This is a genomic window from Thalassoglobus sp. JC818, assembly GCF_040717535.1.
GTDB lineage: Bacteria > Planctomycetota > Planctomycetia > Planctomycetales > Planctomycetaceae > Thalassoglobus.
In genome coordinates, this window is sequence record NZ_JBFEFI010000003.1 from 243,472 (window position 1) to 256,338 (window position 12,867).

The 12,867-nt window shown below is 50.6% G+C and carries 9 protein-coding genes; 2 read left to right on the forward strand and 7 right to left on the reverse strand.

What is annotated here, in order from left to right:
* Window positions 1–248: 248 nt before the first annotated feature.
* Window positions 249–1,085: a hypothetical protein gene (locus AB1L42_RS08865; protein WP_367053465.1), complete on the reverse strand. Its 837-nt coding sequence runs from the start codon at window positions 1,083–1,085 to the stop codon at window positions 249–251.
* Window positions 1,057–3,945: a hypothetical protein gene (locus tag AB1L42_RS08870; RefSeq protein ID WP_367053467.1), complete on the reverse strand. Its 2,889-nt coding sequence runs from the start codon at window positions 3,943–3,945 to the stop codon at window positions 1,057–1,059. Before AB1L42_RS08870 ends, AB1L42_RS08865 begins: the two co-directional genes overlap by 29 nt.
* Before the next feature lie 382 nt (window positions 3,946–4,327).
* Here AB1L42_RS08870 and AB1L42_RS08875 point away from each other — a divergent pair, with 382 nt between their 5' ends.
* Window positions 4,328–7,750, forward strand: a complete 3,423-nt coding sequence (locus tag AB1L42_RS08875) for a serine/threonine-protein kinase (RefSeq protein ID WP_367053469.1) — start codon at window positions 4,328–4,330, stop codon at window positions 7,748–7,750.
* A 53-nt stretch (window positions 7,751–7,803) separates the two neighbouring features.
* Window positions 7,804–8,382: a sigma-70 family RNA polymerase sigma factor gene (locus AB1L42_RS08880; protein ID WP_367053471.1), complete on the forward strand. Its 579-nt coding sequence runs from the start codon at window positions 7,804–7,806 to the stop codon at window positions 8,380–8,382.
* A 93-nt stretch (window positions 8,383–8,475) separates the two neighbouring features.
* Here AB1L42_RS08880 and AB1L42_RS08885 read toward each other — a convergent pair whose 3' ends face one another.
* From AB1L42_RS08885 to AB1L42_RS08905, 5 genes are all read right to left on the reverse strand, one after another.
* A complete protein-coding gene (locus AB1L42_RS08885) occupies window positions 8,476–9,366 on the reverse strand; it encodes a GDSL-type esterase/lipase family protein (protein ID WP_367053473.1) in 891 nt (296 codons plus the stop codon).
* 556 nt (window positions 9,367–9,922) lie between these two features.
* Window positions 9,923–10,135, reverse strand: a complete 213-nt coding sequence (locus AB1L42_RS08890; protein WP_367053475.1) for a hypothetical protein — start codon at window positions 10,133–10,135, stop codon at window positions 9,923–9,925.
* A 296-nt stretch (window positions 10,136–10,431) separates the two neighbouring features.
* The gene (locus AB1L42_RS08895) at window positions 10,432–10,815 is read right to left on the reverse strand and encodes a hypothetical protein (protein WP_367053477.1); all 384 of its coding nucleotides are present in this window, start codon (window positions 10,813–10,815) and stop codon (window positions 10,432–10,434) included.
* On the reverse strand, window positions 10,812–12,371 hold the full coding sequence (locus AB1L42_RS08900; RefSeq protein WP_367053479.1) for a recombinase family protein: 1,560 nt from the start codon (window positions 12,369–12,371) through the stop codon (window positions 10,812–10,814). Before AB1L42_RS08900 ends, AB1L42_RS08895 begins: the two co-directional genes overlap by 4 nt.
* Entirely contained in the window at window positions 12,368–12,844 is a 477-nt protein-coding gene (locus AB1L42_RS08905; protein ID WP_367053482.1) for a DUF2924 domain-containing protein, read from the reverse strand. Before AB1L42_RS08905 ends, AB1L42_RS08900 begins: the two co-directional genes overlap by 4 nt.
* Window positions 12,845–12,867: the final 23 nt, after the last annotated feature.

Genomic DNA, 12,867 nt, shown 5'->3' on the forward strand with positions numbered 1-12,867 from the left:
ACATCAACTAGCGGCGTTGTGCAGGTTCGGAGCACGTTGACGATCTGCACAATCTGCAGCGGTCGAAAAGACCGATGCGAGTTGCCGGAGAACTCGAATGAAATGAGTTATGGACACCGATACGCAGTTTGCAGGGACTCGTTGAAATCCGTACGCATCCACACGAGCGGCTGCAAGCTGACCTTCAGGCCATTTACGGCGTTAACTCGTGAGACTGATGACCGCCATTTGCGTGCCATCAACCCACGTTAATTCTTGATAGGAAGCCAGTCTTCCGCTCTCCATCGCACGCGCGTGATTACAACCATCAACACTGCACCTAGACCCCATAAGACAAGACTGGCTGGCTCTGGAATGACTCGTCCTTCTAGAGCGAACGCACGATCTCCTTGACGAACAAGTCTTTCTCCCGACGGGAGGATATCCTGAATTGTGAGATCATCAGGCCCAAATCCGGCTTTCCAAGAAAAGAGCGGATTGAATGAGACAGATCGAGAGAGAGTAGAAAACCAATAAGTCTGCCCGCCATTCACTTGGATCGGACTACTGAGGTGTGCCTCAAACTCGAATACCGGAACACTGTCTCCGGAAAAGTTGCCATTAAACAGAAAGGTGCTGTTGATACTTGCGACCGAAAAGTTTTCGGTCTTTATCGCAGCACCAGGTTCTCCTCCGGAGTCAGACCAAAAACTTATGTCCCAGGTCACAGTCTCAGCAACAACAGGATTATTTCCTGGAGTGATTGAGTCCCAATAAAAACCTTGCCAGCGAACGTTGGTGATCATCGAATCGGCGGTCAGCTCGAAATTGTCGAAGGATTGAAAACCATTGCCTCCGTTGTCCAAATCCGAAGTCCAACTGAACCCTGTCACGTTGTTGAAAGGCGCCTGTTCATACAGAAGTATATCAGCCTTTGCTGTCTGAAGATTTGAAACAATTAGTATGGACGCTGCTGCTAACGTATAGAAATGGCGATTCATTGATCTTCCTTCAAATTGTTTCGGTTTTTCTTCTCCAAAAAGCAAATATGTGGCAGACTGGCCCGAGCCGTAAGAATCATGGGACCAGCACGTGCAACGTATCATGTTGGTCTGGACTCGAGTAATCGACCTGAACTCGAGCGTGCAGTTTTTCTGCCTTCAGCGTAAATTCAACTTCCAGTCGACGGAGCCACTCCAGGAATTCGAATCGATAAGCTTCCGGGACGACGATTTCAGGGTCATCTCCATTAAGCTTGGTCATTGTCGATGTGAGTACGACGAGTCCAGCTTCGCTCTGGAGCTGCTGAATCGTGCCGCCTGCGGCACAGACGACTTTTCCGCCAATTGACTTTTCCAATGTGTCGCGTACGCGTTGGACCGAAACGTTGAGCCACATCGAGGTTCGGTTCAAAAATTGGATTGTTGCGTCGCTGTCTTGTTTACACTGGTAATAGCGGGACGTTCGAAGATAGGGAAAAACCTGTGATGATCGGACATCGTCGAGAGCAAAGAACACTTGTGCCGATCGAGACGTTGACTCCAAGGCAAGTTCATTGAAAACTTGATCTCGAACTGCAGCACTTTGCCCGTAAACTGACCAATTGCCAGCCTCAATTTCCTTCCGATCAATGTTAGCCAGCTGTCGCGCCCTATCGGATGAAGCCATGGATTGAAAGAGCAAGACCAGTCGCTGAGTGGGCGTTGCGAACACGAATTGCGAAACGCGCACAGCTTTCGCAATGTGCTTAACTAGGATTCGAATAAAGTTCTTAGGTGCAATCTCATTTTGGAAATTGGATGCAAACTGTTCCAGCAGTTTGAGACCTTGGAGTCCACCGGGGCGTATTGCTGCGTAACTGTTCTGCCTGCCAAATGAACTTCCTTCAAACCTCCCCATCGGCTCGACAACTCCATCCCTAATTCGAAATGGGACCTCGTCATCTTGAATTCCAAGGCGAACGTTATAAGGTTCTGGAAAGTTCTTCAGTGTGGCGGAAAGGCTTAGCAGATCACTCTTCTTGACAGTTTGAGTACGATGCTCCTCGCCCAGATATCTCGTAAGGAATGCGTACTCCTGACGGGCATAGGGTGTGACTCCAATGTCCAATAGAACACGGTTCTGGCCCTCAGCTGGAGGTTCTTCTGCTGAAATCGTCACAATTACTGGGTCCACTCGCCTCCATTGACGTGAATATGCGGCCGTAAACTGTTGGTAGGAGTTGAGCTCCTCTTTCGTCACTGAGTTGACCGGAACATCTGCAATGGGAAGAAACGTTCCAATTCCACCTCGGAGGGAATCGACAACGCCATCGTCAAGGAGGAGCGAAGTCGAACCGTCAGCCCGATCAAGAAAGAAGCTCGGGAGAAACCTTGAACGAACGAGACCTTCGAGCGATTGATCGGCATGACTTTCCGCTGAAGCTACGAACCTGGCCAAGGTGAGTTGCTCTAAGTCCCTTCTGGCGAGCTTGCGCCGAGCATTCTCAATGCGATATGCAGGAGTCGTGACGCTGCGGAAGAACGGATCAGACAAATAGATCGATGCCACTTTGTTGCGATTTTTCGGAACTTGACTGCAGGCATATTGATACTCAGGCAGTCCTCCTAATCCGCGACCTGATTCGGCGGTGTCCAAAAAACGATGTGCGAGATGCTGACAGTTTGTCAACAGACTGTATTTCCCTCTTGATGTATAGAGGCAGCGAATCCGATTGTCGGGAGTGGAGACCTTCCAGATGTTTCGTCCCTGATATTGCTCTGATGTCTGTTTCAGCCCAAGTTGATTCTTGGTTTCGTGCCATCCGATCCCCAATATGCGAGAAACGTCATCTTCATGATCAGATTCGAACAAAATACCGAGCCCAGCCCCATTCTCGAATTCCAGGTCGGTTCCGATGAGAGCGCAATCCGAAATGACTTCGTCAATGCCCTTTTCCACGATTTGGCGGGGGCTGAAACATAACTGCCGTTCGTATCGAGAGCGGAGCTCGGGATCGACATTTTTAACGGCGACAATGTCCGACATGCCGCCACCCCAGCCCATCAGTAGATCCCGAACCCAAAGGTAGTTTTGAATCCGTCCGCATCGAAGATAGAAACATTCCGGCGGGACCGCCGATGCAATTGGTTCGACCTGGAAGTTGCTGCCCAAAAATGGAGTCGTAACGCTCGCTATTTGAATTGGACGAGGGAGAGGATAGATCGCTTCTTCCGGTTGCCTCGATTGTTTAACTTCTTCATCTGTCATCATGGCGAGTCGAACTGACTCAAACCCAAACAGCATTTCGACCGAACGTTCAAATTGGCGCTCGAGATCGGTGCTGCGACGACGACGCCTGCGGTTTGGCCTTTCCAGCTGCATTCGGCGGGCGAGCATGTCGAGAAAATAATCACGAACCGTCTCCAGTTCTTCTGCGACAGTAAGAACGTCATCGTTTGTAAAATAGAACCACCATTTCTTCAGCAGATCGCGATGTGCTCGCTGGTCATCGATGACTCTGGAAACTCGAATCTCGATTGGATCGCCGAATCCCGTTAGCGTTACCGAGAAGGGCTCTTTTCCTTTAAATAAGAAGATCACTTCAGCTTCAGACTGCGTTTCAGGGGAAGCCTTTTCGACTTTTGAAGTGAAATAGAGAATCGGTCGCTCGTGTGATTTGGTGAGGACTGCGATTCGATCGTTCCGAAGCTCTGTGATGTCAGCGAGCTTGAGGTGAATCCTGCCGACACTCAAAGGCTCCCCGGAATAAGCGACTAACTCCAGGATCGCAGGTGTGACATTCGACGAGGATGAAATTCGGTGATCAATGATCGTAGCCTCCTGAACTCTCGATTCCCCTGGATTCGAAAGGTCACCAAGCGGGTCAGGAGGACCATCTGCAAAAGTGTTGATCGAACCTTCGAAAAGGAGAAACGAGAGGATCGTTGCTATCCCAACATTGTGACTGTTGCAGCGTTTCGACATGACTGCCTCTTGTCGTGAGTAGTTCAAGATGGTTCAAAGCAAGAGAGGAATCGACTGCATATCACTCTTACCGTAAACAACCTAACCGGCCCGCCATCTTTTGCCAGAATTTGAATTGAAGATTGTTCGAGGACTGATTGGCCAGCGGATATTGAATCGCATATTGAGTTGAGAGTGGCACCTGTTCGTCATACCAGCGATCGTGTCGGAGTACGCCTCCATTGTCTTTTTCCTATTGAACTGAACGATTCGAAGTGGATTTTCGACGGTTGTTCCAGCTATCCTTGTAATGACGAAACTGAATATTTAATGGCGGGTCTTTTCTTCGCTGAGCGGTAGATATCTTGGGAAAACTTCATCACCAGATGTAGGCAGACTCGATATGTCGAAAACTGAGGTCGCTCGTGACGCCTCGCTTCCGATTGAATCACTCGAGCAGATCGACGAGGTATGTGTCGCTTTTGAAGATCTCTGGAAGTCCAGCCAACCCGTTGAGATTGAGTCTCTTCTAACCGAAGTCAATTTCGACAACCGAGAGCATCTCCTCTATGAATTGCTTCTTATCGAATTTGCTTACATCCGGGATCAGGGTCAATCGGTCCCATACGGCGACTACCGCACGAAATTCGCTGTGTATTCGTCCGCCGTCGAGCATGCGATCGAGGACTTTCTACCACGGATTGACACAACACGACTCACTACAATTGGGACGCCTCCATCTCGACTGATTGGTCAACGCGTCCGTTATGTCGGGAATTACGAGATCCTTGAAGAGATTGCACGCGGAGGAATGGGAGTCGTCTACAAGGCTCGCCAGCAGAAATTGAACCGTATCGTCGCCCTGAAAATGATTCTTTCAGGTCATTTCGCGAGTGATAGAGAGATCGAGCGTTTCCTGCGAGAGGCACGTGCGGCAGGGGCGTTGAATCATCCAAATATTGTAGCGATTCATGAAGTCGGTGAGTTTGAAGGCCGACACTACTTCACGATGGATTTTGTTGACGGTCAAAGTCTTGCTCAATTGATTCAGAAAGAGACTCTCCATCCCAAAGATGCTGCGTCTCTCGTCTCGAAGATTGCTGAGACAGTTCATTTTGCTCATGAGAAGGGGACAATTCATCGAGATCTGAAACCATCGAACATACTCTTGAATCGCCAGGGAGTTCCGTTAGTCACTGACTTCGGATTGGCGAAACTTTACGACGTTGGTTCTGCCGAAAATTCACTGAAAGAACTTACCCCGACTAACCAAATTCTTGGAACTCCGAGCTATATGTCTCCCGAGCAAGCCGCTGGTCGATCCGATCAGTATGGTTCTGCAACCGATGTCTGGTCGCTGGGTGCAATCCTGTACGCTTCTCTTACCGGTCGTGCTCCATTCGTTGCAGACAATGCTGTTGACACGATGTTGCAAGTGATGCGGCATGAGCCTCTGCCACTGCGATCACTTAATCCTAGCGTTCCGAAGGATCTGGAAACGATTTGCTTCAAGTGTCTCTCAAAGCGGATCGAGCAACGTTACTTTTCGGCGAAGCAACTCGCTGAAGACCTACAGCGATTCCTTGAAAATCGACCGATACACGCTCGGCGTGTTGGAACAATGAAAAAGTCACTTCTTTGGGTCCAACGCAACCCTCGCACCTCAGGTTTACTAGCACTAATCAGCCTTTCTCTGCTTACCGGATCACTAGTAAGTTCTTACTTCGCAATTGAAGCCAACGTGCGAGCCGATTCCGAAGCTGAGGCTCGAAAGGCGGCAATTGCACATGAGGCTCGTGCAGGTGTCGCACTTGCAAGAGTCGAAGAGGCGCTGGCAAAAAACAGACAGCTACTTGAAAGCGAGAGGGCTGCAAGGCGTGAGGCCGAAGTCGCGACTCATCGTGCCTTACGCGAAAAAACTGCAGCAATCAAAGCAATGCATCTTGAAGAGATTCAGACGCAGAAGCTCAAGCGTGAGCAAAGAAGCAATCAGTGGCAACGATATGTCGCACAGCTTCAAATGATGCAAGTGGCTTGGATCGAAAAGGATTCTGAGTACTTGAAATCACTTCTGATGAGTTCAATACCGACAAAAGGGCAGGCCGATTTTCGAGGATGGGAGTGGTATTTCTTTTGGGATGAGATCGAACATAGGCCTCAAAACATTGGAGAAGGTAATCGAATTAGTGCCCACGAAGGCGCAGTTCGAGGCTTGGATTGGTCACCTAACGGAAACCAAATTATTACTTCAGGTGATGACAAATTGTTGAAGTTGTGGGACTCGACAACTCTCCAGTTGGTACGGCAATTTCAGCAAGCGGACTTCAATCTCGTTCACGATCTTGAATGGGATGAAAAATCGCAGTCCCTGATCTCAGTTGACGCGGAAGGACTTTCATTTTGGAACCTTGAGGAGGGAATCGAAAGCGTTCGCATCTCTACCAGCGCAGGAGATTGTCCAACTCTCTCGCTGAATCCGAAAAGCGATCATGTGGCCGTCGGCTCCGATCGGGTGCGAGTGTTTGCCCCACCACAGCAGGCGTCTGTTGCGACAAGTGCCCCCGTCGGGAAATGGTTCTCCCCGCACTATAGTCCGGATGGCACAATGATTCTCGCAGTGTCCGCCCAAAGAATCACTCTCATCGACGAAAAGACCGGAAAACTCGTCTTTGATTCCGGGAAAGGAAGCAGCAGTGATGGTCGTCGGGATGCAGCCTGGTCGCCTGATGGAAGGCTGTTCGCAGTTGGTGGAGATCAAATCCTGATCTTTGATGCTCACACATTCCAGGTCGTTGCAGAACTGAATGATCAGAGAAGTCCATCAATTAGTCTGTCGTTCAGTCCATCCGGCACACGACTTCTATCGACCGGATCAGATAACAGGCTTGCAATCTGGGATTGCGCAACTGGAGATCTGTTGATTCACCTTGTTCATCCAAATGAGTCCGGATTGACCGCAGCGAAATGGAGTCCTAGCGGCAAGCAAATCGCCGTATCGACAAGAAGTGGTCACTATTGGGTCTGGGGTTCTCGAGAACTTTCACAGTTGGCGCTTCATCCAGAATTCATTGAAGACGCTGTGCTGAGCAAAGTTCAATCGATTGAAATCGCGCTGAAAGATGCGACCTCGCGGATTCAGCTCAACCCGGAAGATCAAGAAGCACGGGAAAGTCAGGTCGAATTGTTAATGCGGATACGTCGCTGGAAAGCCGCGTTGCAATCATTGAATGAATATATCAAGAGATATCCGCATAACCCGTGGAGTTCGACACGAGGTCTAATATTGGCTGTGGTCGTAAATGACAGTAAATCAATTAGGGAGCATTCAGAGTTGTGCCGAAAATTCTTGAATAGCTCGGATGACAATTGGACCAAGGCACAAATGGCATTGGCGCTCGCAGTTTGCAATTCTCCAGAAGATGACCCTAATGAATTGGTCAAGGCCGCGCGTCCACATTCGGAAAACGGTGATCGGTGGGACTTTCAATACCCCCTCATGGTAGCGCTACTTCGAGACGGAAAATTGGAAGAACTTTCTGAACGCATCAGGGTTCATGAGAAGAAGAACGACTTCAGTCAATTGCAGGTCTTAAGTCTTCTGGACGCACTCAGGCTTTATGAGTTGGGAGAGCTGGATCTCGCTGCGCAAAGCTTCGTGGTCGCTCGAGCCTATTCCGATGTGCTTCCTGAGATCTATCGTTCCACTCCGATTAATGAACTGATCTCGATCCCCTTACATCGAGAAGTTAAACAAAAACTTGGTGTTGACATGACGATTTCGAACGACAGCAATAGGCATGAGACACTCCTGGAATCTAAAGACTGAATTGCGATTCCACCTGCTTTTGCGGAGTTTAGTAAACTACAAAGTCAGCATAGATGAATGATCGATCGATCCGCAATTGTATTGAGAAGCTCAAAGAAGGCGACAGTCAGGCGGTCGAAAAACTGTGGGTCGAGTGTTATCAACGCCTTGTCAAACTGGCAAGAAAACGGCTCGAAGGCGTCCCACGCAAGATGGCCGATGAAGAGGATGTCGCTCTGAGTGCTCTCGAAAGCTTTTGCAGGGCGGCTCGCTTGGGAAGATTCCCTGATCTCAATGACCAGAACGACTTGTGGCGAATTTTGTTTGCGATTACGACGAGAAAAGCAATTGACTTTAAACGGTATGAGTCACGACGGCCGGTGACCGCGGAGTCTGGATTTATCAATCCGAATAACGAGAAGGCAGGGATTCATAACCTGCCAGCTGATCCCAGTGAAGAAGCCGTTGCTGCAAGTTTAGCCGAAGAATTAGACGCTCAACTGGGGAAGCTGTCACCTGACTTGCGTGAACTCGCTGTCGCAAAGCTTGAAGGCTACACGAATCCAGAGATCGCCCAGCGTTTCCGAATTGCATTGCGAACTGTCGAACGACGCCTGCACCTCATCCGACGCAAGTGGGAGAACGGGTTGTAAGTACTATGGGGTTTGGCCGCTCCCCCGCACAAATTTCAACTCAGCGTTGCGAGAGAACGGCCATTCATCCGGCCCGCCTAAGGTTCCGCTCAATCAATCTGTGAGGTCCGCAAGCTCGGACTCGGTGTAATATGGAATGTCGTCACCGAAGTTCTTGTTTAAACCTTCGATCATGTCGTTCGCCAGTAGAGCATTGCTCACGGCAGTTGGGTGAAATGGATCAGCGAAGATGTCGTTCGCTTCACCAAAATCAGGAGTGGGATCAAGTTGGATGCCACCGACAGTCGGAGGGTAAAGTGAAACGGCCAGCAACACAGATGCAAGGTCGTGGATCGCAATGTCCGCGCGATTTCCCTGGGCACGAATGAATTGATTCAAACGCATGATGTGACCACGCAAGTTGGCTGTCTGCAGCTCAGATAGTCCGAAGGCAAGGACATAAGGTATGAGCGTCACATCAGGAACGGTCCATAGCACGAACTGCGGTTTGTCAGACTTGCGTAGCATCTGTAAAGCTGACATCAGATTCTTCCTGATATCATCAACAATTTGGTCGACAGATACATTTTCGCCTGGAGCAGCGCTCGAGAGGGCAAAGATGTTTTCAGTTGTCAGGAAGTCATTCCCTCCCGCTTCAAGACTGATGAGTGTCGCAGGGGGGATTGCGTCAGCTTTCCTTGCAGCGACGTATCCCTTCACGACCTCCAAGACCTGAGCTGAGGTGGCTCCAGCGGCTGCAAAGTTCATGAGAATGTCGTTTTGACCAGCTGCCTTCTGAAACATCCCCTCGAATGGATCAGCACCATAGATCGCTGGATTCAGGTTGAGTTCCGGTGGAAAGAATAAGTACGCGAATTCGTTATCAGTCAAGCTGTCGCCAAATGAATAGGAACGGGAAGTGTCAACTTGCGCTTCGGTGGCCCGATATCCGAACAGAATCAACGCGATTGTGAAAATCGTAGTAGTACAGCACTTTGTGCCCATGAGAACATCCTCGGCAAAGGTAGAGAAATTTGACTAGACTACTTACCGAATGCGTTCTTCAAATCCCGCCACCTTTAAGGATCGATTTTAATCTTTGGATTAGAGAGTTTGACGAACAGAAATCTATTGGTATCGGAGAGTGACGTCGAAAGTCATAGAAGTGAACATACCCTAGCTAGGTGCGCAATTCTCCAACTTGCTTCAGTCATTTTTACCGAAACGGAAACTGCAAGTTTCGACATACCTCCGGTCACATTGAATGGAGATACAAATTGATACACTGTTCACAAAACCTAAACCAATGTTTTTCAGGTGGACTGACATGAGCAAGTAGTGCCACTATTCAAACTGAAGATTTCTACCGATTGAGGACTATCGATTCCGTACCACATCCATGACGGCCTTCTGGAGTTCCGTCAGGTTCCATTCGGCTAGCTCGGCGCAGGATTCTCCCGAAATCTGTTTAAGTAAATATGGATCGCCAGGCGGAGTCATGGTTTGAGAAAGATCCTGCCATTCCTTCATTGCCCAGAGGATTTCCTTAGGCCGCTGCCTCTTAAATCTCGATCAGAAGTGTGTACTCCTCCGCGGCATCCTTATGCATTCGCGATCGGTAAGCTTTCAGCTTTCGTTTCGTTTCGTTTTGATCAATTGTGATCAGTGTGGACATCATCCCGGTTCCTTTCAGTTTTGCTCCCTGTGCGATGACCGGAGTTTCAGGGATAGCAGCGAGGACAGGGTAAATTGTCGAGTTCGTATTCCCTCGCACTGCAGCAGAGTCGTCAGCGTCTGCTCGACCTAAGGTTTGGAATTCCAAACCTTAGGTGTGCTGGCACAAAAGGCTGGTAGGCGGGAAGTTCGCTTTTCGAAGTCCTACTGGAAGACTGCTTCTGAATAACCGTGTTGATCGATGAGATTGACATTCCTGCGCGATGGGGCTGAACAGATGTCGCCAGCGCGGACCATTCGGACTTGGAGATCGGCAAGCGTAGTTTCAGAGAGATTAATGGTGGCTAGTTACTCGTTCACTTTTCTCCATCATGGTGATGCACGCTGTCAGTCGTTCTATGAGAGTTCTGACCACATCTTCCGTTGTTTCTTCCACGAGGCTTGAGCAGTCATTGGTCTCAGCATCCTCTCGTGGATCGGATCGCGGCCGCTGGTCACTCGGGGAAGAAACAGCAGCTCTTCCTGAATGTCCGGTGCAAGGTTCAGGAGGTTCATGATCTGGGTCATACGCGGCTGCGTGACGTGAGCAAGGCGGGCGAGTTCGGACTGGTCTGTAATGATGCCAGTCGTGATGAGACCATCGAATTTGATTGCCAGTGCCATCAGTCGCGAGATCCGGGGGATTCTACCGCTGGGAACGTCGATTTGGTCTCGGCTGTCCTGACGGCGTCGACCTCGTCTGTTGTCTCTGAACTGGACTTTCCGCTTCACTTTGATCATGGGGTCTCCGTTGTCTTACTCTTTGTGAGGGAGTGGAACGCCTCTGTGTGGAACTCGATCTCGACGCTGCTGTCTGTCGAATCGAACTCAACTCGTTTCACCGCGAGAGCGAGGGATCGTGCCTGTTCTCGTGGACTGAGTGTGTCCCAGAGCCCTGCAAAATCTGCGAACGCGGCTTCCACGTCCTCTGACGTCAGCTGTTCCTGATCGACCTCTAATATCCATTGGTCGAGTTCAGAAATCTGTCGAGCGGTCTTGGCGATCCGATCGTGCAGGTCGGCGACGAGTGAGCTGTTGTCGGTATTGGCATCAGGAGCAACTGTCAATCGATTGAGTTCTGTGTGGTACCAGGCACATTGCTGCCGAAGCTGATCCCGGTCCTTTCGCAAGCGTTTGATCTCAGTCATCGCGTCTTCGAGTGCCTGCAGCCGCACTTTTGAACGCAGGGTGGAGTCGGTCGTCATTTCTCGGAACTGTTCGACCACGACCTCTTCGATCTGTGCGGCGGGTAGCGAACGTGTCGGGCAACTTCTGCGTCCGTTTTTGAGGACCTGCGTGCAGGTGTAGTATCGATAGCGTTTGGTTCCCTTGCCGGTGAACGTGTGCGTCATCGATCGCTCGCAGGCTTTGCAGACCAACAACCCCTTCAGCAGGGCGCCGTGTTTGTTGCGAACCTCGACCCCACCGGTTCGTCCGTTGCGTTGCAGCTGCTGTTGGACGCTCCGAAACAGGTCTTCGCTGATGATTGATTCGTGTTCCCCTGCGTAGAGTTCGGACTTGTGCCGAATCTTTCCGATATAAATGGGATTGGTCAGAAGTGCGTGCAAGCTGCCTTTGTCGAACTCTCCGTCCCCCTTCGGTCGACCTTTTCTGGTCATCCATGCTTTGTTTCTCCAGCCGAGCTGTTTCAGTTCGACGACGACGGAGAGCAGCGAGCCCAATTTGAGGTACATCTCGAAGATCTCCCGAGCACGGGCGGCTTCCTCAGCGTTGACTCTCAACTTCGGACTCGGTTGAGAACGATCCACGTCGTACCCGAGGACGGGGATTCCTCCGGTCCATTTGCCACGTCTTCGTTGAGCGGCGATCTTGTCCCGAATCCGCTCGCCAATAATCTCGCGTTCGAATTGAGCAAATGAGAGCAATACATTGAGTGTCAGCCGGCCCATCGAATGGGACGTGTTAAACTGTTGGGTCACCGAAACCAACGAGACATCGTGTTTTTCGAACGTCTCCATCATCCGGGCAAAGTCCATCAGAGAGCGGCTCAGCCGATCGACCTTGTAGACCACGACGCAGTCGACCTGTCCCGCTTCGATGTCCATCAGGAGTCGTCTCAATCCCGGCCGGTCCATGTTGCCACCGGAGAATCCTCCATCGTGGTATTGATCTGGGACACAAACCCAGCCTTCATGCTTCTGGCTGGCAACAAATGCTTCACCTGCTTCACGCTGAGCGTCGAGGGAGTTGAACTCGACGTCGAGGCCATCTTCGGTCGACTTGCGGCAGTAGATTGCGCAGCGGATCTGAGAGTTGGAAGTCTGTGTACGGCTCATGTCGCTCCTCCCAGCTTGAAGAACCGGAACCCGTTGCAGTGTGACCCGGTGATTGCTTTGGCGACCGCCGACAACGTCTTGAACCGCTCTCCGTCGTACTCGAATCCGCTCTGCAACACGCGAACTTCCAAAGTCTGACCCTTGTACTTCTTGGTGATGGACGTTCCCGGCGAAGGGAGTCTGGGATCGGACTGCAGAGCGCTCTTCACGGATTTTGTAGCCGAAATCATCGGCTGATCGTCTCTCGGTGGAGTTGTTCTCACTTCGGCTTCGACCGCCAGCTCTTCGGCCCGTCTTCGAGCCCGTTGACTGAGGTCGCCTTCTGCGATTGCCTGCAACCGCCAGCCAACCTTGCGGATGAGATAGGCTTTGTGACGGGAACGGGGTGGCTCTCCGAAGACCTCGGCGTAGCGATTACGAAGTTCGTCCGTGGTGAGTTGCTGCAGCGCAGCGAGTTCGTTCTCAATGTTCATGGCAATCCTCTCAGTCTCAAAGT

Excerpts from the sequence above, each read along its gene's own strand:
- AB1L42_RS08865 (WP_367053465.1), bottom strand. The coding sequence starts at position 1,085 with ATGATACGTTGCACGTGCTGGTCCCATGATTCTTACGGCTCGGGCCAG.
- AB1L42_RS08870 (WP_367053467.1), bottom strand. The coding sequence starts at position 3,945 with ATGTCGAAACGCTGCAACAGTCACAATGTTGGGATAGCAACGATCCTC.
- AB1L42_RS08875 (WP_367053469.1), top strand. The coding sequence starts at position 4,328 with ATGTCGAAAACTGAGGTCGCTCGTGACGCCTCGCTTCCGATTGAATCA.
- AB1L42_RS08880 (WP_367053471.1), top strand. The coding sequence starts at position 7,804 with ATGAATGATCGATCGATCCGCAATTGTATTGAGAAGCTCAAAGAAGGC.
- AB1L42_RS08885 (WP_367053473.1), bottom strand. The coding sequence starts at position 9,366 with ATGGGCACAAAGTGCTGTACTACTACGATTTTCACAATCGCGTTGATT.
- AB1L42_RS08895 (WP_367053477.1), bottom strand. The coding sequence starts at position 10,815 with ATGATCAAAGTGAAGCGGAAAGTCCAGTTCAGAGACAACAGACGAGGT.
- AB1L42_RS08900 (WP_367053479.1), bottom strand. The coding sequence starts at position 12,371 with ATGAGCCGTACACAGACTTCCAACTCTCAGATCCGCTGCGCAATCTAC.
- AB1L42_RS08905 (WP_367053482.1), bottom strand. The coding sequence starts at position 12,844 with ATGAACATTGAGAACGAACTCGCTGCGCTGCAGCAACTCACCACGGAC.